Below are 23,283 nucleotides of genomic sequence, written 5' to 3'. Positions count from 1 at the left end.
AAGAATTACGTGGTGATAACCCCAATAATTCTTTCACTTGACTTACTTGATATATCACATACTGTATGGGGTGGATCACCGGTTATCGTGCCGGTGGCGGGCGGAGAAGCCACCTTGGCCCCGCAAACATCAGGCAGCAAGACCTAGGAGACAGTTATGAGCGCGGATCTACAGGGAGGGGCGTCGTCGTGGAGGGCGTCGCCGTGGGTGCAACTCGTATTTGGTGTGATTTGCATGGCAATGATCGCGAACATGCAGTACGGCTGGACGTTGTTCGTGAATCCAATCAATGAGAAATACCAATGGGGTCGCACGGCGATCCAGGTTGCATTCACCATCTTCGTGGTGACGGAAACGTGGCTCGTGCCGATCGAAGGTTATCTCGTTGACAAGTACGGTCCGCGTCCCGTCGTGGTCGTCGGCGGCCTGCTCTGCGCAGCGGCATGGGCGCTCAACTCGGTGGCGTCGTCGTTGCCGCTGCTGTATATCGCGGCCGCCATTGGTGGCGTCGGCGCGGGCGCAGTGTACGGCACCTGTGTGGGCAACGCGTTGAAGTGGTTTCCCAATCGTCGCGGGCTCGCTGCGGGCATAACCGCGGCCGGCTTCGGCGCAGGCTCGGCGGCCACCGTCGTGCCGATTGCCAGCATGATCAAGAGCAGCGGCTATGAAGCCACGTTCCTCTGGTTCGGTCTTGGCCAGGGCATCATCGTTTTTATACTCGGTCTCGCGCTGCTCGCGCCGCCGGCCACTCTGCTCGCGTCGGCGAAGAGCGCGGTGCAACGCGTGGTCTACAACGCGACGCCACGCGAAGTGATTAGTTCACCGGTGTTCTGGGTCATGTACCTGATGTTCGTGATGATGGCTGCGGGCGGCCTGATGGCGACCGCGCAGCTCGGACCGATCGCAAAAGACTTCGGTCTGCACGATTCGCCGGTTTCACTGCTCGGATTGACCTTGCCCGCACTGACCTTCGCGCTGACTATCGACCGCGTGTTGAATGGTCTGACCCGGCCGTTCTTCGGCTGGATCTCGGACCGCATCGGCCGGGAAAATACGATGTTCATCGCGTTCGCCATCGAGGCGGTCGGTATTCTGGCGCTGTCGAAGTACGGTCAAAGCCCGGTTGCGTTTGTCCTGCTCACCGGCATCGTGTTCTTTGCATGGGGCGAAATCTACAGCTTGTTCCCCGCCACTTGCGGCGACACGTACGGACCGAAATTCGCCGCCACTAACGCGGGGCTGTTGTATACGGCGAAGGGAACGGCCGCGCTGCTGGTGCCATTTACCAGCGTCGTCACGGCGATGACGGGCAGCTGGCACGCGGTGTTCATGCTCGCGTCCGGAATGGCCGCAGTGGCGGCACTGCTCGCCCTATTCGTGCTGAAGCCGATGCGTCGCGCCTATGCGGAACAGCACGCTACGCCGGCTCTGGAGATGCCGTACGGTCCAACGTTCGTCAGTGACTCGGCTCGAGTTTCGGCCGACGGCGGATAATCGGCGAGACAGTTGAGCGGTTCCCGGTCGACTGTGAGCGCGAGGTTCCGGGCAGTCCCTTCCTGGTCCTGAACCACGATGATTTCCGTATCCGATCTCGGAGGGAGAGAGATGACGCGGTTCGTTCACGGCGGCAGCCGTCCGCGAAGTTTTCTCCTTCCTGATGCACTCGACGACTACGTAACGGATACGAATCGCGTGCGTGTCGTCGATGTATTTGTAGATGAGCTGGATTTTCGGCAGCTAGGGACGGAGGGCAGCGAGCCTGCGCTCATATACCGTCCTTCGTACCACCCCGAGGTGACGCTCAAGATCCATATCTACGGTTAGCTCAACCGCATTCAATCCAGTCGCCGGCTCGAACGTGAAGCGCCGCGCACCGCGCTATTCAAACCCAAAAAGCTCCACCGGATTGTCGATCAGCAACAGCCGTCGTGCTGCTTCGACATGCACGATATCGGCAATCAGATCGACCAGATCGCCATCGTAGTCGAATGGATGAGGGAATAACGTTGCGAGAATAAATCGGTTCAGTCGCGCAGTGCGCTCGGATAAAGTGGTTTGACCTCGCCTCGGCAACCTCTGCCTATCAGGCCCGACCATAGAATTTCTTCTCCACAGGACCAGCCCATGACGACATCGAATTCACGCACCGCCGAACATGTAATCGACCGCCAATTCCTCGACCGCTGGTCGCCGCGCGCTTTCCGTTCCGATCCCATTCCCGAGGCAACCCTGCTGACGCTTCTGGAAGCGGCCCGCTGGGCACCCTCCTCCTATAACTCCCAACCCTGGCGGTTCGTCTATGCACGACGCGATACGCCTCATTGGGAACAATTCGTCGGGTTCCTTAACGAATTCAATCAGAGCTGGGCGAGACACGCTGCGGCCATTATCATCGTGCTGTCGAAGAACACGTTCACGCCACCCGGCGGCGCAACTGAAGTCCCCGCTCCCACTCATTCGTTCGATACCGGCGCCGCGTGGGGCTATCTGGCGCTCCAGGCCAGTCTCTCCGGATGGCATGCGCACGGGCTTGCCGGCATCGAACGCAAAAAGATCCGCCAGGCGCTCGCGGTCCCGGACGCCTATTCGATCGATGCCGCCATCGCGATCGGCCGCGCGGGCGACAAGTCATCACTGCCGGAGGCATTGCAGGCGCGCGAAGTACAGAGCCAGCGCAATCCGCTGTCCGCCATTGCGTCAGAAGGGCGACTCGCGCTCTGACGAGAGGATTCAGCGAGGCGAGCATGAAGGCCCGCCTCGTCGAATTTCAATGCGCCCGAATCAGCAACTCGTAGCTCGCGTCCTGGCTCGCGGTCGACTGCCGTTCGCGGCCCCAGCCGATGGCCTGCCGATATTGCCCGAACACTGTGTCAACGGCCTCGCCGGCCGGCATCGGCTCGACCTGCGGCGCCACGAACAGCGCGTCTTCAGGGCAATACAGCTCGCACATGAAGCAGGTCTGGCAATCGCTCTGACGGGCAATACGCGGCGCGCCATTTTGCACGATGTCGAACACATTGGTGGGGCACGCGCGCACACAGATGTTGCAACCGGTGCAGCGCCCGCTGTCGACGATTTCGATCATGCCGGCACCCCTTCGACTTTCGCTACTGGCCGCGACACGGCCAGTCTGTCGATCCAGACTTCATCCAGCCCGCCGCTCAACAAACGCTGCCCCTGCGATGGGTCGAGCGCGGCGTGCTCGCGGCGCCGATGCATTCCACGCGTCTCGGTGCGCTGCTGCGCGCTGCGATACATCCAGCGCGAGGTGGCCAGCATCGCTGCCGCCTCGCGCGCGCGCACGGCCTCCAGCGCGCTTCGCGCCGGCGCGGCGCCGCGCACGCGATGCCACAGCGCATCGAGTCGTGAGAGCGAGTCGTCGAGCAGATCGCCCTCGCGGGTCCAGTTGCGCTGCGTCGGAAACACCTCGTGCTGCACGCTGCGAATCACCTCGTTGCTGTCGTACGGCGCCGCGCCGCCGCCGTCGCGCAGCCCTGCGCCGCCCGCTCGCAGTACCCGGCCCTGACGGCCGGCGCGGCCACCTGAACGGGCGTAGTCCGCCGCGCCCGCGCCGGCCCAGAAACCGGACGCCATCGCCCACGCCGCGTTATGGCTGCCACCGCCGGTAAAGCCGCCGCAGATCAGCTCGCGCGTGGCTGCGTCGCCGGCGGCATACAGCCCCTCGGCGGAAGTCGCGCACGTCTTATCGATCAGATGGAGGCCGCCGGTTCCACGCACCGTTCCTTCCAGACGTAGCGTGACCGGGAAATGCTGCGTGAAGGGGTCGATGCCGAGCCGGTCGAATGGCAGGAAAAAGTTCGGCTGCGCCGTGCGCATCCATGCGCGAATCTGTTCGTCGGCGCGATCGAGGCAGGCAAACACGGGCTCGCTCTGCAACGTTTGCGCTATCACGCCACGCCCGTGCGACGACCCCGCGCCCGGAATCACGGAACCGTCCCGGTAGTAGAACGTCGCCCAGTTATAGAACAGCGATTTCGTTACCGATGAAAACGCCGGTCCAAGCCCATACGCATTCGAAAACTCCATGCCCGATAGCGCCGCCCCTACTTCGGCGGCCATCAACTGGCCGTCGCCGGTGAGCACGTTGCAACCGAGCGCATTGCTGAGAAACGCGCAGCCGCCCGTCGCGATCACGACCGCGCCCGAGCGCACGATCCACGCGTCGCCGGCCTGGCGATCGACGCCGGCCGCGCCGGCCACCGCGCCGTGCTCGTCGACCAGCAGTTCCAGCGCCGGGCTGTGATCGAGTATGCGGACGCCGGCTTCCTTGGCGCGCTTGCGCATCAGGCGCATGTACTCGGGTCCCTGCAACGACGTGCGTCGTTGTTCGCCGGATTCATCGACGGGGAACGGATAGCCCCACTCGGCCAGTTGCTGCGCATTGATCCAGGTCTGCTCGAGCACGCGATCCATCCAGGTCTGTTCGGCGAGTTCTCCGCCCAGCTTGAAGCGACTTGCCTTCGCGTTGCCGCGCGCGTCGCCGTCGGGCGGCACGTACCAGACGCCTGTGCCGGCCGGCGCGGTCGCGCCCGAGGTGCCGCAAAACCCTTTGTCCGCCAGCACCACCCGCGCGCCGCGCGCGGCCGCGCTGATCGCCGCCCATGCGCCCGCCGGACCGCCGCCGATCACGAGGACGTCGGTATCGTGCCGCAACGCATTGTCCGCGGCCGTCACTGAAGGCCGGCCATGTTTTCCCGCACTGTCCGTCATGAAGGAGATTCCCTTAGATGATGTGCCGACTGCTTGAAGAAGCTGAACGCTCAACGTTCGCCTTGCCAGGCCGTCAGCCGCCGTTCCGCCAACATGACGGCGTGATTGAACACGAGACCGAGTAACGCGAGCGTGACGATGCCGGCGTACATCTTCGGAATCTCGAACGTGAACTGCGAATAGTTGACGAGGTAGCCGAGGCCCGCCTTCGCGCCCACCATCTCAGCCGCGATCAGCACGAGGATGGAATACGCACCGGCGACGCGAATGCCCGTGAAGACAGTCGGCACCGACGCCGGCAGCACGACCTTGCGGAATAGCTGCAACGGGGTCAGCCCCATCGAGAGCGCGGAGCGGATCAGCAATGGATCGACATTGCGCACGCCGCTCACGGTATTGAGTACGACAGGCCAGATGCAGGAGTACACGACCATCGAGACCTTCGAGGTCTCGCCCATGCCCAACACCAGCACAAAGACAGGAAGCAGCGCGAGCGGCGCGGTATTGCGAAACAACTCGAGCAGCGGATTGAGAACCTCGGCAAGCGTCCGGTACCAGCCGATGACAAGTCCCAGTGGCACACCGACGGCCACCGCAATCGCAAAGCCACCCACGGCCCGCGTCGCGCTTGCAAACAGATGATCGGAGAGCTCGCCTGAACGCACCATCTCGAACAGCGCGCCGAGCACGGTCGAAAACGGCGGCAAAAACGTCGCATCGACCCATCCTGCGCGCGGCAGAATCTCCCACAGCGCACAGAAGGCGACGATCGCGACGCCGCCACGCAGCACGCGCGGCAATGCAGTTACGACACCAGAAGCAAGCGAATTCGCCGACGAGAATCGTGTCGATAAGGTACTCATCACTCAGACTCCCTCCTGTATCAAGCCGCGTGTGCAACCGCGAGGCGCGAAGTCGCCCGGCGCTGATGCGTCAATTGCCAGATCTCGTGTCTGAGCCGAACGAATTCCGGCGTCGAGCGCAAGTCCTCGGAGAGGTCACCGCGCGCCAGATGCACATCGAGCGCATGGGTGATGCGACCGGGCGCGGCCGCCATCACGAGAACCCGTTGACCGAGATAGATCGCCTCGTCGATTGAGTGCGTGATGAATACGACGGTCGTGCCGGTGCGCTGCCAGATGCGCAGCAGTTCGTCCTGCAAGGTCTCGCGTGTCTGCGCATCGAGCGCGGCGAACGGCTCGTCCATCAGCAGCACGGCCGGCTCGAAAGAGAGCGCGCGAGCAATCGCGACGCGCTGCTTCATGCCTCCGGATAGCTCATGCGGATAGCGGTCGCCGAACCCGCCGAGGCCGACCAGTTCAAGGAAAGAACGGGCACGCCCGGCGCGCTCCGCTTTAGCAACGCCTTTCGCCTCCAGACCGAACTCGATGTTGCCGAGCGCCGTCTTCCACGGAAAGAGCGCGTATTGCTGGAACACGATGCCGCGATCGAGCCCCGGCCCTTCAATCGCCTGGCGGTCGACGAGTATCTGCCCGCGATCCGGCTTCGCGAGGCCTGCGATCAGATCCAGCAAGGTCGTCTTGCCGCAGCCGCTCGGGCCGACCAGCGTAATGAACTCGCCCGCCTGCACAGTGAAGGACACGTCCTCCAGCACGCTGAAGTGTCCGCGTCGCTTGAGATGAAACCCCTTCGTGACATTGCGCACGCCGATTGCAGCACCCATATTCGCGGGCCTCGTGATTCCATGCAGTGGCCGCCTAATGCGCCGCCACTGACTGGTTGAGCGGATTGAACTGGTTCGAATAGATGTTTTCGGGCCTCACCTGTTCGGGCTTCAACACACCATTCTTCACATACCAGTCGATGTACGTCGTGAAGTCGTTGGCGTCGATCAGGCCGCCCTTGCCTCCCACACCGGCCGATTTCCAGTAGTTGACGATCGAAGTGTCTTCATTGCGATGCCGCGTCTCCACGATCTTCTTCAGACGGGCGACCACTTCCGCACGCGGCGTGTTCTTCGCCCATTCGATCGCGCGGGCCGTTCCGTCGACGAATTTGCGCACCGTATTCGGGTTCTGCGCGATGAAGCGATCCGTGAACAGATAGCTCGCGTAGCCGAACGAGCCGAACAGCTGATAGTCGGTGGTGAGCAACGTCGCGCCGCCGTCCGCGAGCAGCTTGTCTTTGATGATGTCTTCGAGGAACACCGCATCCAGTTGCTTCTGCCTGAGCAACTGTGCGAGATTGACCGGCGGCGCCGCGACGAACACCACCTTCTGGATCTCTTCTTTGGACAGACCTGCCTTCTCGAGATACGCGGTCACCAGATACTGCTCGTAAGCGCCCGGCGTGTTCACGCCGACCTTGCGGCCGATCAGGTCACGCGCACTGTGGATCGGACTGCCTTGAAGCACGAACAGTCCACCATTGGTCTCCTTGTCGGTACCAACGTAGGAAATCACCGCCTTGACCGGCGCATGCGCCGCCACCAGTTTGACGATCGAACCGTTGAACGCACCGCCGAAGTCGACGTCGCCGGTAACCGCCGCCTGGATATCCTGCGGTCCGCTGATCGTATTGCCCACCCATTTGAGTTTGATCGGCGCAAGGTAGCCGAGGTCTTCGGCGAGTTCGGGATACAACACCTTGCTGGCCCACCCCTGATAGCGCAGTTCGAGCTTCTCAGGGGTTTGCGCCAACGCCGGGCTTGCTGAAGCCGCGACGCCCGCGGCGAGCGCCGACAGATAAAACAGGCGCGCAACACGATGCCGCAAGTCACGTGCGGTTTGCTTCATGCTTCGATCTCCGTGATCCGACGAGGAAGGCGTGCGTGCGCGGTTCAGAACACGCCGTCGTGTTCCAGCGTGATGCGATGAATACGCCGGCGCGCCGAGCCGTAGTCTCGCGCCGCGTAATGTTGGACCTGACGGTTATCCCAGATCGCGACATCGCCGGCACGCCATTCGAAGCGGGCTTGTACTTCCGGCGTCTTGATGAGGTCGTAGAGATAGTTCAGCAGACTCTGGCTTGCCGTTTTCGATACGCCGAGCAGATGGCTGGTATGCCCTTCATTGACGAACACCAGCTTGCGGCCGTTCTCCGGATGCGTCTTGATGACTGGCACTTCAATGGGCGGATATTTTTGCGCGGCATCGCGCACGCGTGCCAACCCGGCCTCCACACTCTGCTCGCTCGTGCCTTCGGGAATGTCGTAACCGCTCAGCAGATCGGACAGCGCGTTCTTCTTGGGCGACGCAAAGAACGTGTTCACCGCTTTCAGCTTCTCGAAGTAGCGGGCCAGATCGGGATCCAGCAAGTCGTAGACTGCCGCCGACGAGGTCCAGATCGTGTCGCCGCCGCCCCCCTCAGGAATCTCCTGCGCGTGGAGGACGGTGGCCTTCGGCGGCTGCGGTTGCCATGAAACATCCACGTGCCAGTTGTCGGTGCCGCCGGACTGGGTTTTATCGCTGTGGGCGATGACTTCGATCTCCGGGAACCCCGCGACGGCCGGCAGATAGATATTCTTGCGAATGGGCGTGCCGAAGATGCGCGCAAGCGTGACGTGCTGTTCTGGCGTAAGCGTCTGCTCGCGAAAAAAGATCACGCCGTGATCGACCAGTGCCTGCCTCACCGTTTGTTGGTTCTCATCGCTGAGCGGCTGCGACAGGTCGACGTTCTCGATCACTGCGCCGATCAGCGGCTTGTAGCGGCGTACGCGAAGTTCCTGGTGAACGGTGGATGGCGATTGCTGGCGGTCGAGCACTGTACTCATGACGTCCTCCTTGGGGTCGATGGCGTAATTCATGAAAGCAGCATCGATGCGGCATCGGCAACCAACGATTCAGCTCATGCTTATGCGTTGTCGGGCGATTCGATTAGTCGCCGTCGCGGCAAAAAAAGTCCACCAGAGAAGCGCTTTGGTTCGAATAAAAGCTTATTTCTAAGCCCGCTTGTGTTTGCCTATAGTCGAAGGTCGGGTCGTTGCTCCGCAAGACGTCGATTCTGGACGGGCGATCCGTCGTTCGCCCCATTGCTGTCAATACACGCCGATTGCATTCGGGCGACGCTGCCGTGAAGCAACGCGCTGAAACTGCAAAGCAAAGCATAAAAAACTGTTTGTCATTGCGATGTCAAACGGCCTTTAATAACAGGCTCGCCTTCGTGACATGCCGAAGTTGACCAATGTCTGCCCCCGCATCGGGGTATCGCTGAAGTAGCAATCGTGTGTCAGGACTCGTCTCCGCATGGCGGGTTGATTTGTACCGGCTCCATATCGGAGCACTCTTTTTTCATGGCTGATATGGAACCGACATGGCTGACTTAACTTCTTCTCGCAACAGCTATGTCTCTTCGAAACGAATGCGTGCAGGTGTTTCGAGAGGTGCGCTTTATAGTTGGCTCTCCTGGATTGTTCCAGTTCTGGTCCTGGTGCTTTGGGAGGCTGCGGCGCGTATTGGACTGATTGCGCCTCAGGTGCTCCCGGCTCCAAGCAGTGTCGCGGAAACCGCATTGGATCTGACCAGAAACGGCGATCTTTTCGTTCACCTCGGCGTCTCGCTTCTGCGTGCAATGGCGGGCTTCCTCATTGGGGGAATCATCGGCCTCGCGCTTGGCATCATGGTCGGCTTCTCACCGCTGGCACAGGCCCTTTTCGACCGTTCGATCCAGATGGTGCGCGCGGTCCCTTTCCTTGCGATGCTGCCGCTCGTCATCGTCTGGTTCGGTGTGGGCGAGGTTGCGAAAATTTTCCTTGTCGCGCTCGCGGTCCTGTTCCCCATCTATATCAACACCATGCTTGGCATCCGCCAGATCGATCCGAAGCTGATGGAGCTCGCCAAGGTTATCGGGCTGAACTGGACCGCGATCGTGCGACGGATCATTCTGCCCGGAGCGATGCCGTCGATCCTCACGGGCGTACGTTATGCGCTCGCTCATGCCTGGCTCGCGCTGGTCATCGCCGAAACACTCGCGACCACAAAGGGCATCGGCTTCCTCGCAATGGATGCCCGCGAATTCCTCCAAACCAATGTCATTTTGCTGACCATGATCATCTACGCGATCATCGGCGTCGTAGCGGACGCGCTGGTACGGGTGCTTGAAACCCATTTCCTCTCATGGCACGCGAATTACGCCAAAGGAGAGCAAAAGTGAGCCAAAGCATCGCACTGCCCCGTGGTTCCGAAGTATCGGCACTCGTCAACGAAGATCGCGTCAGTCAGTCCGCGCTGGGCGTATCGGTACGTGGCCTGCGGCGCTGCTATGGCACGCGTGTCGTCATCGATGCACTGGATCTTGATATCCACCAAGGCGAATTCGTCGCGCTGCTGGGTGAAAGCGGGTGCGGGAAGACCACCCTGCTGCGCGCGCTGGCAGGCCTCGATCTGCCCGACGCTGGGCAGATCCGCGCGCCCGAGCGTCCTTCCGTCGTGTTCCAGGAGCCTCGTCTACTGCCTTGGGCTAGGCTGTGGGAGAACGTCGCTCTAGGTCATGAAACCACTGTCGGCCGAGCCGGCGCGGCTCGTGCCCTGGCCGAAGTCGGGCTTTCCAGCCGGGAGAACGACTGGCCCCGCAATCTCTCAGGCGGTCAGGCGCAACGCGTCGCGTTGGCGCGGGGCCTCGTTCGCGATCCCGCCCTTCTGCTGCTGGACGAACCGTTTGCGGCGCTCGACGCGCTCACGCGGATCAAGATGCACGGTCTCGTCAAGGAGCTCGTTGCCCGCCACCACCCGGGCGTGCTGCTCGTGACGCATGACGTCGACGAAGCGCTCACGCTCGCCGACAGGATTCTCGTCATGCGCACTGGGCGCATCGCTGCTTCTTTCCGACCCAAGAACCACACGCCACAGGAACTGCGGTCCACGCTGCTCGCAGAACTGGGCGTTCTGTCTCACTGATCGATTTCCTGCACGACTCCAAGGACCTGACAAGGATGAATGATTCTTCACTGAGCCGCCGCCAACTATTGCGCGCGGCGGGTGGCCTGCTGGCCGGCGCCGCCGCCAGCAGCCTGTTCCCAGCGCGGGCAGCCGAGCCGCGCAAGCTGACACGCAACACCGATACGGTTCGCATCGGCTGGGGGTACGGCAGCCTGCCGGACATTGCCAAGCAACGTGGCGTGTTCGAAAAGACGCTCGCCGCAAAAGGCATCAAGGTCGAATGGATCGGTCCGTTCCCGAACCATGCGCCGTCAATTCAGGCAGTGGTCGGCGGCAGTGCGGATTTCGGCTTCTGGGGATCGACTACGCCTGCATTGGCCGCCATGCTGGCCGGCTCACCTATCGTCTTCAATGCGTTCGACGTCTATTCCCCACGCTCGACTGCCATCATCGTGAAGAAATCGAGCGGCATCAACTCGGTCGCCGATCTGGCGGGCCGCAAAGTTGCCATCAACCGTTCGGGGCTTGGCGAATTCCTGCTCATTGCAGCCCTGGAAAAGAACCACATTGACCGCGACAAGGTCGAGTTCGTTTATCTGAATCCGCCCGATGCCGCGCCCGCGTTCGCGCAAGGCAAGGTCGACGCCTGGTCGATGTGGTCGCCGGCGGTGGATATCGCGCGTAATTCGAACGACGCCAAGGACATCTTCAACGAGGGACGCGACCTCGATTTCCTGATTGACTACAGTTCGCTGGTAACGCGTCGCAAATTCACCGAAGAGAACTCCGAACTGATTCGCGCGGTAATCGACGCGTACTACGTCGAAGGCTCCTGGCAGTCGACGCATTCCACCGAAGCCGAGCAGCTCGCACAGGGAGAAGCCAAATACCCGAACCAGGTGCGCGACTATCTGGCGAGCCTGAAGCGTGTGAATCAATTCCACGAACCCGACGACGCCGCTTTCATCGCGCAGCTTCAACGGGCAGCCGACTGGCTCGCGGAACGCAAGATCATCCGCTCGCGGATCAAGGTCGCGGATTACAGCATCAAGGTTTGATGGAGCACCATGACCACGCCTGAAACCACGATCGTCGACAGCGGCCGGCCCCAGCTTGTCTCGCCACTGTCCGCAAGCCTCGGCTTCTCGGAGGCCATCGCCGATATCGCATCGACTGCGGCAGAGCGGGAACTGACACATCGTCTGCCGTACGATGAGATCGCGAAGCTCAAGGCGCTAGGGGTCGGTGCGCTACGCCTGCCGACCGATGCGGGAGGGCAAGGTTTGTCGTTGACCGAGCTCTTCTTCGTAGCTCGCGATCTTGCTGCGGCCGATTCCAATATAGCCCATGCTTTTCGTAACCATCTGTGGCAAGTCGAAGCCTCGCTTAGACAACGAGACCACCCTTTCCATGCGCATGTCCTCGACCTGACCAGGCAGAACAAGACCGTCGGGCTCAGTTTTACCGACAGCGACGCGGTGGCGGCGGGCGCTCGTCCGAGCCGGGTCCTGAGCAGGCTCGAATGGGACGAAACACGGCATGCCTACATCGGCTCGGGCGAGAAAGTTTATGCGACGGGCAACCTCTACAACGACGCATTCATCGGCGTTGCTGTGGAAAGCCGTGCGGGCCGGACTGTGCAATACGTGCTCGACCGAGGCGAAGGGGTCAGCGATCACGACGACTGGCAGGGATTCGGCCAGCGCCTGACAGGCTCGGGCACGGCGGCCTTTCGCGCCGTGATCGTGCCCGCCACCCATGTTTACCCGCCGGATTCGCCGAAGCCTGAAGAAGCCGCGCCGTGGGGATACACCTTTCATCAGGTCTATCTGACCAACTGCATCGCTGGCGTCGTGCGGCGCATCGTACTGGACGCTGTAGAGGTTCTGCGCGCGCGGGGGCGCAACTTCTATCATGGCGAAGCCGCGCATCCTACCGAAGAGCCTGTACTGCAGTCGTTGCTCGGTCGTATGCGCGCATATGCGGCCAGCACCGAGGCGACTGTAGACCGCGCTGTCGGAGCGCTGCAACGAGCCTGGGACAGCTATGGCACGAGCGACGAATATGAGACTACGCTTGCCGCCACGCTCTCGGCGGCAGAGGCCAAGGTGGTGACCGACGATCTCGCCCCGCAGATCGCCAGTTGGCTGATCGACCTCGGGTCAGGCTCGGTCGTCTCGCGCGTGGGCGCTCTGGACCGGCACTGGCGCAACATCAAGGTCATTGCCTCGCACAATCCGCGGCTTTACAAGGAGCGCCTGCTCGGGCAGAACTTGCTGACTGGGCGTCTTCCGCCCACAGGCGCGTTCTTCTGATCACGAACCACGTCGTACCTGGCTTCAGGTGCGACCCTTGATTGACTCCAACCCGATATTCCGCATTCAGGCGGAAAGGAGACGCCGAACGCGCGGCGCCACCTCTTCCGCAAAGCGCTGCATATCGGCCTCGAAGGGCTGGAACTGCAGCATGAACAGTTCAATTCCCGCGCGGTGAAACTCGGCAATACGGCGCGCGACCGTATCGTAATCGCCAACGAGCCTTGCGGCCGTGCCCCCGTTCGAACCGACGCGTGGCGACTGTGCGAACGTCTGGATCATCACCACGTTCGGATCGATATTGGCTTTCTGCCGATCCCTCAGCGGTTTGTCCAGCTCGGCCAGCGCGAACAGATGTTCGAGGTGAGCCTCTGCCTGCGCCTGTGTTTCGCGTGCGATCACGAACGCCGACAGGCCGAAACGCAAAGCGTCCTGCCCGACGGGGCGCGCGCGAGCGGATACGTCGGCGATCAGGCGTGCGACGTCGTCGTGCGGTTGACCATTGATGAACCACACGTCGCCGTGCGCCGCCACCAGTGCGCGCGCCGGCTCCGACTCACCACCGACGTAGATCCGCGGACGTGCGCGAAACGGATCAGCGGGACGCAACTGATACCCGTCGATGTGGAAGTTATCGCCGCGGTGATTCACCACTTCGCCGCGCAGCAGCGCATCGACGACCGAGATCCATTCGCGGCCGTACACGTAGCGTTCATCATGTTCCGGAAAACCGATGCCGGCGCGTTCGAGCTCCGGACGATTCCACGCGTTCACCAGATTGATCGCAAAACGCCCGCCGCTAATGTGCTCGATTTGCTGAGCCATTTTTGCGAGCACGACCGGGTGATAGAGATAGGGCTTGATGGCCGTAATGATCTCGATGCGCGACGTGAGCGCCGCCAATGCAGCCGATGCCGTCCATGCCTCGAGCTGGTCGAGCGAGGCGTCATGCGGATTGACCGTATGCTGGGCGACGAGCACCGAGTCGTAGCCGAGGCGCTCGGCCTCGAGCACGAGCGTCTTGTTGCGTCCCCAGGAGGCGTCATACGGTTCTGCGGGATCCTGCAGCGCCGCGCGGCTACCATGCACGAGCGCCCAGATGCCGAAGCGCGGAGGTTTGGCTGACATCGCTTTGATCAACGGGAAGATACAGGTGAAGGGACGCCCATGCTACCGCTACCTGTACGCCTCGCCATCCAATTTCTATCGATATGCAATTGCCAGGAAGGCATTAGGACCCTCGTCGCGCAATGCGCGCATACAACAATGCGGACTACCCCGCGCCCCACAAGTCGACTCAACAGTCTATTTTCTGTATCTGCCATTTACAGCATATTTTCTGTATTTGTCGAATACATAATATATACTGTTTCTGTCACTCACAGACTGGTTGATGTTTTCACGACTTCCCGAGGTCACCCGTGGACTATCCCGTTAAAACCCCTCGTCAGTTGCGGCCACTTCTTGTCGGCTTCCGCAAGGCCGCCGGACTCACGCAGTCCCAGGTGGCGAGCCATTTGGGGGTCGCCCAGCAAACCTACGCCCAACTCGAGGCAAAGCCCGAATCCGCGAGCATGGATCGGCTATTCCACGTTTTGAAGTTGCTCAAGGTCGATATCGTTCTGACCCAGGTGTTGAGCTCGGCCAATCCCGAAGGCCACCAATCCGGGCGTCTGCGTATAGCGGGGCCGCCGGTCGCGGCAAAGCAGAGCGTGGCAAAAAAGCGTGCGACTACTACGGCCGCGAAGACAGCGGGGACCCGGAAGGCGGCCGCCACACCGGCGCGCGGTAGCGGGCAAGGCGCGCCGAAGCCGCCCACCCGGAAGCGAGTGGCACCAGTGACTACTGCCCCCAAGAAGCGGGAGGACTGGTAGCAATGGGCCGCCGCTCGCACGCCAAAAGCCTCAACCTCTGGATGAACGGGTTGCCAGTCGGTACCTGGGAGACCACGCGGGACGGAGAGAAACTCACCTACTTCGAAGATTGGATAGCAGACGAACAGGGACGTCCTCTATCGCTCTCGCTGCCTTTTACGGCCGGCAATCAGCCCTATCGGGGCAAGGTGGTCTCGGACTATTTCGATAACCTGCTGCCTGATAGCAGGGCTATCCGCGAGCGCATCGCAGGGCGCTACAAAACTGGCGGCACGTCGCCGTTTGAGTTGCTGGCCAAGCTTGGACGAGACTGCGTAGGCGCTACCCAGATGCTGCCTCCAGACGAAACCCCGGTGAATCTTGAGCAGATCAGCGGGCGCCCCCTCAACGAGGCGGAAATCGCGCGGCTACTGCGGGAAACAACGGCCCCGCCCGTATTGGGCCAGCATGAGCCCATCGATGACCTGCGCCTGTCCATCGCCGGCGCGCAGGAAAAGACTGCGCTTCTGTGGCACGACGACCAGTGGGCCATCCCGGAAGGCAGTACCCCGACCACGCATATCCTGAAGCTACCTCTTGGACTGGTCGGAAACATGCGCGCCGACATGCGCACGTCGGTGGAAAACGAGTGGCTGTGCTCGAAAATCGTCGCAGCGTATGGTTTGCCGATCGCCAGTTGCGACATCGCCACCTTCGAGGACCAGAAAGTGCTCGTCGTCGAGCGATTCGATCGCCGGTACGCGAGCGACGGTTCATGGATCCTGCGGCTTCCCCAGGAGGATATGTGCCAGGCGACCGGGACGTCCGCCGCCGACAAATATGAGTCAGATGGCGGGCCCGGAATCCAGAAGGTCATGGAAGTCCTGGCCGGTTCAGAACGGTCCGCGATCGATCAGCGCCATTTCTTCATGACGCAGATCGTGTTCTGGATGCTCGCCGCCACCGACGGGCACGCGAAGAATTTCAGCATCGCACACCTGAAGTCCAACCGCTATGAGGCCACGCCGATCTATGACGTTCTCTCCGCGCACCCGATCATTGGCAATGGACCGAACCTGCTTCCTGCGCGTCGGGTGAAACTGGCAATGGCGGTGCGTGGCAACAACGCTCACTATCTGATCAACGATATCCGTCGACGCCACTGGATTGCGCAGGGGCAACGAGTCACGCTTGCTCCGGCCGACGTCGAGGAGATGATCACCACCCTAACGGACATGACGGAGGATGTCGTCGCGGAGGTGAAGGCGCTGTTACCCGCCGCGTTTCCAAATGATGTGTCGGACAGGATCTTTGAGGGCCTGCGACAACAAAGCGCGAAGCTCGCCGCCCAGTAGGCCCAGATTCGCCGCCGATGTAGCGAACAAACATATCCCCAAGGAAATGTAATTTGCCGCTCCAGTATTGGGCGGCGAACTTGTGTCCGTGATTTGAGCACGGATGGGGCATGTCGACGCATGCATTGCGCACGCACAGGACCTCAGCATCCCGTGCGACGAAAATGCAATCAAAAGTCAGCATCAAGCAGTGCTGGCGCCTATCGCGATCGGCGTCGGGCCGCCGGCCTTCGGCGTGGAATCACGACGGAGTTTCGTCACGGATCTCGCGTTCAACTACATGAATGCGGGATCGAGTCGGGCTGTGTCAAAGCGTCGCGGGCGGTCGAAAAAAAAGCCATACATTGCCCACATTCGCGATGTTTCATCCAGCCGTCAGTTCGCGGCCATCTTGGCGCCACTCTAGCTTTGTATGATCAGCACAAGCGAGTGCCGAACAGCAAACGGCATCCGCATTCCATCGATCCATGGTTCAGCGGAGAATCAGATTCATGAGCAAAGAGTCTCAACAGCCCGACGCCAGCGAAGACGATGCCGAGTCGGTGCTTGAACGCCCAACGCGTCGATCGTTCCTGGCCCGCGTAGGTGCTGCCGGGGTAGCAATCGGCGCCGGACAACTTCACTCAGTTGCACTCGCGGATTCCGATGACACTAGTCTCGAAGCATCAGCAGCGTCGACCGCGAACAGCGCCAATGTGCATGTTCAACTGAATGTCAACGGTACGAACTACAACTTGGATATCGATCCTCGTACAACCCTGCTTGACTGCGTGCGAGAGCATCTACATTTGACCGGCACCAAGAAGGGTTGCGATCACGGTCAGTGCGGTGCGTGCACGGTTCATGTCGATGGCAGGCGAGTGAACTCGTGCCTGAGCCTTGCCGCCACCCACGAGGGAGAAGCGATCACAACCATTGAAGGCATCGGCAAACCCGGCGCCCTTCATCCGATGCAGGCGGCCTTCGTCGAACATGACGGCTTCCAGTGCGGGTACTGCACGTCAGGGCAGATCATGTCCGCCGTCGCGCTTCTCAAGGAGCCATACGGACACAGCGACGACGATGTCAAGGAAGCGATGAGCGGAAATATCTGCCGCTGCGGTGCCTATTCGAACATCGTGGCCGCCATCCAGCAGATTCGTCGCAAAGTTTAAGCGGAGTGCGCACATGGAACCCTTTCAGCTCAAACGCGTCGCCAATGTTAGCCAGGCGATCGACTTCGCGAAAACTGCCGCTAACGGTCAACCAAACGGCGCGTCGATCCGTTTCCTCGCGGGCGGGACGACGCTGCTCGATCTCATGAAGCTTGACGTCGAGCGTCCCACCCATGTGATCGACATCCATCGCCTGCCGCTCGATCAGGTCGAGGCAATCGCCGGCGGTGGTGTCACGATAGGCGCAACGGTCCGCAATGCCGACCTCGCGAATCACCCGTTGATCAAGACGCACTACCCGGTCTTGTCTCAAGCGTTGCTATCCGGCGCATCGGCCCAACTGCGCAATATGGCGACGACCGGGGGCAATCTCTTGCAACGCACGCGCTGTGTCTACTTCCGCGACACCGTCATGCCATGCAACAAACGCGAACCTGGCACGGGCTGTTCCGCGATTGACGGGTACAACCGAAACCTGGCCATCCTGGGGACTAGCGAGCATTGCATCGCGACCAACCCGTCGGACATGAGCGTCGCGATGACCGCACTCGAGGCCACGATCCACGTCGAAAGCGCGCAGGGCAAGCGGGACATCGCCATTGACGACTTCTTCCTGTTGCCCGGCAGCACGCCCGAACGCGAAACCACCCTCAAGCCCGGCGAGCTCATTACCCACGTGACGCTTCCCGCGCTGGTGCCCGCCAATCGCAGCGTCTATCTCAAGCTGCGCGACCGCGCGTCGTACGAATTCGCATTGGCCTCCGCAGCGGTCGTCATGAGGGTCTCATCGGACAAGATCGATCACATCCGGATTGCACTAGGCGGCGTCGGCGTCAAGCCGTGGCGCTCAAAAGAGGCAGAAGCCCAACTGCTCGGACGAACGCCAGACGCCACGACTTTCCGAGCGGCGGCCGAAGCAGCGCTGCAGGCGGCGCACATACAGAGCCAAAACGGCTTCAAGGTCGAACTCGCAAAGCGCTGCATCCAGCACGCACTCACACTTGCCACACAAACTGCCTGATGCAACGGTCGTGACGCGGAGAGAATATGCAATTAGCTAGCAATAAAACGCAACCGATCATCGGCGGCGACTTTACTCGAATCGACGGGCCGCTCAAAGTCAGTGGCACCGCAACCTATACCTCGGATGTCAACTTGCCAGGGACGCTTTACGCCGTTCCCGTTTGCGCGACGATCGCCAAGGGGCGCATCACCCATCTGGACACCGCCGCGGCAGCAGGCATGCCGGGGGTCCGGGCCGTCTTCACACGCGAGAACATCGGCAAGTTCTATCGCGTCGGTTTTGCGACTGATACGAAAATCGACGAAAAGCGCCCGCCATTCGACGATGACAACATCTACTACTATGGCCAATACATCGGCCTGGTGGTAGCCGATACGTTCGAACAGGCAAGCGCAGCATCGCGAGCGGTGAAGGTGGCGTATTCGTCGAGCCGACCCGATGTCCGCATCGAAATGTCGGCAGAGCAGGCCCCGAGCGTCGACACGCAGCGAGGCGACGTGGATACCGCGTTCGCGGCTGCCCCTGATGCGCAAAAGCTGGACCGGACCTACACGACGCCGATTGAAACGCACAACCCTATCGAATTGCATGCGACGGTGGCCGTGTTCGATGGTATGAGCTACACCTTCTACGAAACGTCCCAGTCGATCGTCAACCAGCGCCTTGTCATGGCGCAGATGCTCGGTGTGTCGCAGGACCAGGTGCGCGTGATCACGAAATACCTGGGGTCCGGATTTGGCGGCAAGCTGTTTCCGTGGTCACACTCTTTGCTGGCTGCCGCCGCGGCCCGCAATCTGATGCGGCCGGTCAAGCTGGTGGTAACCCGTGCGATGATGTTCCACAACGTCGGTCACCGCACCAACACGCAGCAACGCGTGCGCCTGTCGGCGACGCCCGAGGGACGTTTCACATCGCTCCAGCAAGACTACGTCTACCAGGCCGCACGCAAGGAAACGCGTAAGGAGAACTGTGGCGAGACAACGGGCTATCTCTACAGCTCACCTAACCTGCGCGCGACCGCGGCGTACGCACGCCGGGATATCGCACCTAGTACGTCCATGCGGGGCCCTGGTGCCGTTCCCGGCCTGTTCGCCATCGAGTCCGCTGTCGACGAACTCGCCATCAAGCTCAATATCGATCCCGTCCGCTTGCGTCTGATCAACGAGCCCGCGATTGACGAAGGCTTGAAGGTGCCCTTCTCTTCGCGGCATCTCAAGGAGTGCCTGACGCTCGGCGCCGAGAAATTCGGTTGGGCGCAGCGCACGGCGGCGGTCGGGTCCATGCGTCGCGACGGCATGGTGGTGGGCTGGGGGGTTGCAGCGGGGTCGTGGGCCGCGAGGCGCCTCGCAGCGGAAATCATCGTCGAGCTTCACGCCGATGCGACAGCGCGCGTGTCGACAGCTACCCAGGATATCGGCACTGGAACCTACACGGTACTGGCTCAGATTGTCGCCAATGTGACCGGCATCCCGCTCGAGCGGATTTCCGTGGTACTCGGTGACACACGCTTGCCACCCGGACCGATGTCCGGCGGCTCAATGGCGACCGCATCGCTGGTTCCGGCAGCGACGCAGGCGGCGCAAGCAGCGGTCCAACAACTTCTGGTCGCCTCGGCCCAGGCGGACAATTCGCCGTTCAAGGGCCAACCGACCACTGAGCTTGCGTTCGACCGCGGCATGGTCTACCGGAAAGGGACCGCGCCGGGCGCGGGCGTACCGTTCGAGCGGATCCTCGCACCAGCACAGATCAATATGGTGGTCGGAAGGGGCCGGTCCGGCGCGAGTCAGGACGATCCCGACGCAGCCAAAGTGTCGATTCACTCGTACTGCGCGCATTTCATCGAGGTGACCTGGCAGCCGCAGACAGCACGATTGCGAGTCAACCGCGTAGTGAGCCTGATTGACGGCGGTAAGATCATCAATGCGCGCACAGCCCTGAACCAGATCGAAGGGGCTGTCGTGATGGGCGTCGGCATGGCGCTGTTTGAAGAAACGCACTACGACCCGCGCACCGGGGCCCCGATCAACCGCAACCTCGCCGACTATGTCATGACCACGCATGCGGATGCGCCGAAGATCGACGTGACTTTCCTCGACTATCCGGATCTCGCGTTGAATCCGCTCGGCGCACGCGGGGTCGGCGAAATCGGCATGGCGGGGATAGCCCCCGCCATTACAAACGCCGTGTATCACGCAACGGGTGTACGGGTGCGCAATCTTCCGGTTCGGATCGAGGACCTGCTAGCCACTCAGGCCCTCGCGTAAGCGGGGGTGCCCAACAAGCTGGATCGAATGATCAATCTCCACTGCTGGCCGGCTCCGCTCTTAGGTGAACATTCGGCGAATTCCAACCTCGACGGGAAAGAATGTCGGCGATCTAAAACAGTCTGGGTGTACCGGCCCAGACAACGACCGACTCGATGTGGGCGGTATTTACCCAGCTATGCGGCACCGTCGATTCGTAATGCGCGCTATCTCCCGCGCGCAATACAAATGTCTTGCCCTCCAGCGTCAGCGATACCTGACCGGCGATCACGTACATGAACTCCTCGCCAGCATGCGTTGTCACTTCGGAGCGCTCTTGCCCGGGCGGCATCCTCACGAGAATGGCCTCAAGATGACGGCCTCCGGTCAGGTTCGTGAGTCTGGCAAACAGGTTCGCCGAATCCGCAAAGCCAAAAAACGTCAACTGCTCCGCGCGGCACACCGAACGTTCTTCACTGGGCGTGTCGAGGAAATACTGCACGGCCACTCCGAGTGATCTAGCGATACCCGCCAGCGATGTAAGGGAGGGGCTTGCCAGGCCTCGTTCGACTTGCGACAGGAATGGCTTCGAAATGCCGGCCGCAGTGGCCGTATCATCGAGCGTGCGCTTTAGCCGCTGCCGCAGCCCGCGTATCTTGCTACCCAGCGCAAGAGGTGAATCGCTATTGTCAGTTTTAGTGAGGTCAGTTTTAGTGAGCATGGCACGCCGAAATTAGCCATTCTTAACGGTTGTAACAACTTAATAATGCTACCGATGCGCTCGGCAAGATGAGCGATGTCGTACCCTCGCATCTGTCGCGGGGTGCCTGCTAGCGACGAAGTCCGGGCTCTGACCGACTACATCAGCGGCGGACAACAACTCAACCGTGGGCCACCCATGGAATAGTGCGCCGCCCTCTCTCCAGCTGTTGCTCGGTCCTCGGAATGGCCAAGATCGTTTAGCCGACTGTAATCCGCTCGGCCTTTTTCATTTGAGTCGGTTCTTCAGCGGAGCCCCGCATCAGCTCAGTCAATCTGCGGCTATTCTGATCAATTGTTATTGTCAGGCTTGACGTTGCGTCGCACTTTGCAAAAATTTTTTGCGCCAAATCCTTGATTCAACTTCCGAGCGGCATGCTGTAGGAAAACGAAAGGTTGTTCACATCCAATCACATTGACCTCCACGCCTTCTCATGCGCGAACTGGAATCCCCCGAACGCAGCACGCAACACGGATGATCAGCATCGCGGGGAACTGCCTACCCGATAGCGACACCCCAAGCTTACTAGTGGTAGTCTTGAAGTCGACTACCATCATGCCGAGCCGGAGCAATATGAATAAACAGTGGACCGTGACAGATATTCCGCCGCAGATCGGCAAGCGAGTTCTCATCACCGGTGCGAACAGCGGTATTGGCTACCATGCTGCATTGACTCTGGCGCGCAAAGGCGCGCAAGTCATACTTGCGTGCCGCGATAAACAACGCGGAGAAGAGGCCTTAGCCCGTCTGAACGCCGCCGCACCCGACGCTCGTGCTGAACTGGCGATTCTCGATCTCGCATCCCTCGCGTCCGTAGCACAGTTCGCACAGAGGGAACTCGCCGGGCAACGCCCCATTCACATTCTGGTCAACAACGCTGGCGTCATGGCGCCACCGAAACGGTGCGAAACTGCCGACGGCTTCGAACTGCAGTTTGGCACCAACGTACTCGGCCATTTCGCGTTGACTGCGCTCCTTATGCCCGCTCTCAAACTAGCGGCGACTGGATCGCCTGAGCGACCACGCATCGTCACGATTGCTTCCATCGCGCACAAGCAAGGACAGATCGATTTCAACGACCTCCAATCCACAAAGACGTATTCGCCGATGCAGTCCTATCGGCAGTCAAAGCTCGCGGATCTTATGTTTGCGTTCGAGCTCGACCGGCGTTTGCGCGCTGCCAACTCCCGTGTCATGTCGGTTGCCGCTCACCCCGGCGTCGCAAACACCAATCTGTTTCGGGGCGGTGACCGCTCCGCGATTTCAAGAGCTGCCCGCGAGCTCCTTAGTCATTTCATCGGTGCCGCGCTGAACACCGATTACGCAGGCGCCCTGCCGACCCTTTACGCTGCTACTTCGCGTGACGTCAGTGACGGTGGCTACTATGGTCCGCAAGGCTTTCTGGAGGCACGCGGAAGCAGGATTGGCGAGGCGAGTGTCGCCAGACAGGCAAAGGACACTTCGAATGCCGCCCGTTTGTGGCAGGTGTGCGAGGAGCTCACTCAGGTACGCTTGCGCCCATAGTGCGAGCCGGCCAAACCCTGAAGCGAGGATCAGGAACGGGCTTCTTCCTGATCGTTGCCATGCTTATCGTCGCTTGCCGTACAGGCTGACCGGCGCATACGGATAAGGCTTGGCCTCACCCACGAACTCCAGGTAATCGGCGCGCACGCCGGGGTAGCCGATCATCTTCCACGCGGCCACGTCTTCGTTGCCGCCGTACGATGGGTCGAAGAAGTAGCCTTCATTGACGTTGACCAGCAGGAACGATTCAAAGAACATTTTCAGCTTGAAACCGTCAACCTTCAGCTTGCCCGGCTCGATCCGCATCGAGAAATCGGTCTGTTGCGCATGCGCCAGCTCAGTGAACGTTTTGCCGCCGAAATGTTCCCGGCAGTACGCGTCGATTGTGCGAATGCCGAGCCGGTACTGTCCCTTCGGCGTCAGCTTCGACTGATAGCCGAACTCTGCCTCGGCAGGCAGGAATGGGGCCTGCATTTACCAACGCGTC

At 61.0% G+C, this 23,283-nt stretch carries 22 protein-coding genes and 1 pseudogene; 13 read left to right on the top strand and 10 right to left on the bottom strand.

Features of this window, described 5'->3' with window-relative positions:
• Positions 1-156 precede the first annotated feature (156 nt).
• Positions 157-1,494 carry an oxalate/formate MFS antiporter gene (gene oxlT / locus P0D73_RS32210; protein WP_132379892.1) on the top strand — a complete coding sequence of 446 codons (1,338 nt, stop codon included), beginning with the start codon at positions 157-159 and terminating at the stop codon, positions 1,492-1,494.
• A gap of 111 nt (positions 1,495-1,605) precedes the next feature.
• Positions 1,606-1,821, top strand: a pseudogene (locus tag P0D73_RS32205) (IS5/IS1182 family transposase); the annotation flags it as partial.
• 57 nt (positions 1,822-1,878) lie between these two features.
• Here the strand turns inward: P0D73_RS32205 and P0D73_RS32200 are convergent.
• A complete protein-coding gene (locus tag P0D73_RS32200; RefSeq protein ID WP_408317451.1) occupies positions 1,879-2,097 on the bottom strand; it encodes a hypothetical protein in 219 nt (72 codons plus the stop codon).
• A 27-nt stretch (positions 2,098-2,124) separates the two neighbouring features.
• Between P0D73_RS32200 and P0D73_RS32195 the strand changes: the two genes are divergently transcribed.
• Positions 2,125-2,721 carry a nitroreductase family protein gene (locus tag P0D73_RS32195; protein WP_408317450.1) on the top strand — a complete coding sequence of 199 codons (597 nt, stop codon included), beginning with the start codon at positions 2,125-2,127 and terminating at the stop codon, positions 2,719-2,721.
• Positions 2,722-2,767: 46 nt separating this feature from the next.
• Here P0D73_RS32195 and P0D73_RS32190 read toward each other — a convergent pair whose 3' ends face one another.
• From P0D73_RS32190 to P0D73_RS32165, 6 genes are read right to left on the bottom strand one after another with little or no spacing between them, the layout of a single operon-like run.
• A complete protein-coding gene (locus P0D73_RS32190; protein WP_408317448.1) occupies positions 2,768-3,085 on the bottom strand; it encodes a 4Fe-4S binding protein in 318 nt (105 codons plus the stop codon).
• Positions 3,082-4,731: an FAD-dependent oxidoreductase gene (locus P0D73_RS32185; protein ID WP_408434511.1), complete on the bottom strand. Its 1,650-nt coding sequence runs from the start codon at positions 4,729-4,731 to the stop codon at positions 3,082-3,084. The genes P0D73_RS32190 and P0D73_RS32185 overlap by 4 nt, the downstream gene beginning before the upstream one ends.
• Positions 4,732-4,781: 50 nt before the next feature.
• Positions 4,782-5,594, bottom strand: coding sequence for an ABC transporter permease (locus tag P0D73_RS32180; RefSeq protein WP_408317444.1), 813 nt, complete (start codon positions 5,592-5,594; stop codon positions 4,782-4,784).
• A gap of 20 nt (positions 5,595-5,614) precedes the next feature.
• Positions 5,615-6,415 carry an ABC transporter ATP-binding protein gene (locus tag P0D73_RS32175; RefSeq protein WP_408317442.1) on the bottom strand — a complete coding sequence of 267 codons (801 nt, stop codon included), beginning with the start codon at positions 6,413-6,415 and terminating at the stop codon, positions 5,615-5,617.
• A 34-nt stretch (positions 6,416-6,449) separates the two neighbouring features.
• Positions 6,450-7,487, bottom strand: a complete 1,038-nt coding sequence (locus P0D73_RS32170) for an ABC transporter substrate-binding protein (protein WP_408434508.1) — start codon at positions 7,485-7,487, stop codon at positions 6,450-6,452.
• A 44-nt stretch (positions 7,488-7,531) separates the two neighbouring features.
• Positions 7,532-8,464 (bottom strand): TauD/TfdA dioxygenase family protein, encoded by a 933-nt coding sequence (locus P0D73_RS32165; RefSeq protein ID WP_408179693.1) that lies wholly within the window; start codon positions 8,462-8,464, stop codon positions 7,532-7,534.
• A 539-nt stretch (positions 8,465-9,003) separates the two neighbouring features.
• Between P0D73_RS32165 and P0D73_RS32160 the strand changes: the two genes are divergently transcribed.
• From P0D73_RS32160 to P0D73_RS32145, 4 genes are read left to right on the top strand one after another with little or no spacing between them, the layout of a single operon-like run.
• The gene (locus tag P0D73_RS32160) at positions 9,004-9,843 is read left to right on the top strand and encodes an ABC transporter permease subunit (protein WP_408317438.1); all 840 of its coding nucleotides are present in this window, start codon (positions 9,004-9,006) and stop codon (positions 9,841-9,843) included.
• Positions 9,840-10,586: an ABC transporter ATP-binding protein gene (locus P0D73_RS32155; RefSeq protein ID WP_408317436.1), complete on the top strand. Its 747-nt coding sequence runs from the start codon at positions 9,840-9,842 to the stop codon at positions 10,584-10,586. The genes P0D73_RS32160 and P0D73_RS32155 overlap by 4 nt, the downstream gene beginning before the upstream one ends.
• Positions 10,587-10,621: 35 nt before the next feature.
• Positions 10,622-11,626 carry an NrtA/SsuA/CpmA family ABC transporter substrate-binding protein gene (locus P0D73_RS32150; protein WP_408317434.1) on the top strand — a complete coding sequence of 335 codons (1,005 nt, stop codon included), beginning with the start codon at positions 10,622-10,624 and terminating at the stop codon, positions 11,624-11,626.
• Positions 11,627-11,635: 9 nt separating this feature from the next.
• A complete protein-coding gene (locus P0D73_RS32145) occupies positions 11,636-12,883 on the top strand; it encodes an acyl-CoA dehydrogenase family protein (protein ID WP_408317432.1) in 1,248 nt (415 codons plus the stop codon).
• 66 nt (positions 12,884-12,949) lie between these two features.
• Here P0D73_RS32145 and P0D73_RS32140 read toward each other — a convergent pair whose 3' ends face one another.
• Positions 12,950-14,011, bottom strand: a complete 1,062-nt coding sequence (locus tag P0D73_RS32140) for an LLM class flavin-dependent oxidoreductase (protein ID WP_408434505.1) — start codon at positions 14,009-14,011, stop codon at positions 12,950-12,952.
• Between the two features lie 293 nt (positions 14,012-14,304).
• Here P0D73_RS32140 and P0D73_RS32135 point away from each other — a divergent pair, with 293 nt between their 5' ends.
• From P0D73_RS32135 to P0D73_RS32115, 5 genes are all read left to right on the top strand, one after another.
• Entirely contained in the window at positions 14,305-14,757 is a 453-nt protein-coding gene (locus P0D73_RS32135; protein WP_408317428.1) for a helix-turn-helix transcriptional regulator, read from the top strand.
• 2 nt (positions 14,758-14,759) lie between these two features.
• Positions 14,760-16,091 (top strand): type II toxin-antitoxin system HipA family toxin, encoded by a 1,332-nt coding sequence (locus P0D73_RS32130; protein WP_408317426.1) that lies wholly within the window; start codon positions 14,760-14,762, stop codon positions 16,089-16,091.
• A 491-nt stretch (positions 16,092-16,582) separates the two neighbouring features.
• Entirely contained in the window at positions 16,583-17,245 is a 663-nt protein-coding gene (locus P0D73_RS32125; RefSeq protein WP_408317424.1) for a (2Fe-2S)-binding protein, read from the top strand.
• A gap of 13 nt (positions 17,246-17,258) precedes the next feature.
• Entirely contained in the window at positions 17,259-18,266 is a 1,008-nt protein-coding gene (locus tag P0D73_RS32120; RefSeq protein WP_408317422.1) for an FAD binding domain-containing protein, read from the top strand.
• A 26-nt stretch (positions 18,267-18,292) separates the two neighbouring features.
• Complete coding sequence (locus P0D73_RS32115; protein WP_408434502.1) at positions 18,293-20,533, top strand: xanthine dehydrogenase family protein molybdopterin-binding subunit; 2,241 nt, start codon at positions 18,293-18,295, stop codon at positions 20,531-20,533.
• A 112-nt stretch (positions 20,534-20,645) separates the two neighbouring features.
• Here P0D73_RS32115 and P0D73_RS32110 read toward each other — a convergent pair whose 3' ends face one another.
• Positions 20,646-21,233, bottom strand: a complete 588-nt coding sequence (locus P0D73_RS32110) for a cupin domain-containing protein (RefSeq protein WP_408317418.1) — start codon at positions 21,231-21,233, stop codon at positions 20,646-20,648.
• A gap of 612 nt (positions 21,234-21,845) precedes the next feature.
• On the opposite strand from P0D73_RS32110, the gene P0D73_RS32105 reads away from it, so the two are divergent.
• Positions 21,846-22,796 carry an oxidoreductase gene (locus P0D73_RS32105; RefSeq protein ID WP_408317416.1) on the top strand — a complete coding sequence of 317 codons (951 nt, stop codon included), beginning with the start codon at positions 21,846-21,848 and terminating at the stop codon, positions 22,794-22,796.
• Positions 22,797-22,859: 63 nt separating this feature from the next.
• Here the strand turns inward: P0D73_RS32105 and P0D73_RS32100 are convergent, their stop codons facing one another.
• Positions 22,860-23,270: a gluconate 2-dehydrogenase subunit 3 family protein gene (locus P0D73_RS32100; protein ID WP_408317414.1), complete on the bottom strand. Its 411-nt coding sequence runs from the start codon at positions 23,268-23,270 to the stop codon at positions 22,860-22,862.
• Positions 23,271-23,283: the final 13 nt, after the last annotated feature.

It is taken from the genome of Paraburkholderia sp. RL18-101-BIB-B (assembly GCF_046026985.1).
Classification (GTDB): domain Bacteria; phylum Pseudomonadota; class Gammaproteobacteria; order Burkholderiales; family Burkholderiaceae; genus Paraburkholderia.
The sequence above is the reverse complement of the archived record's forward strand: the minus strand, read 5'-3'. Positions and strand labels throughout refer to the sequence as shown.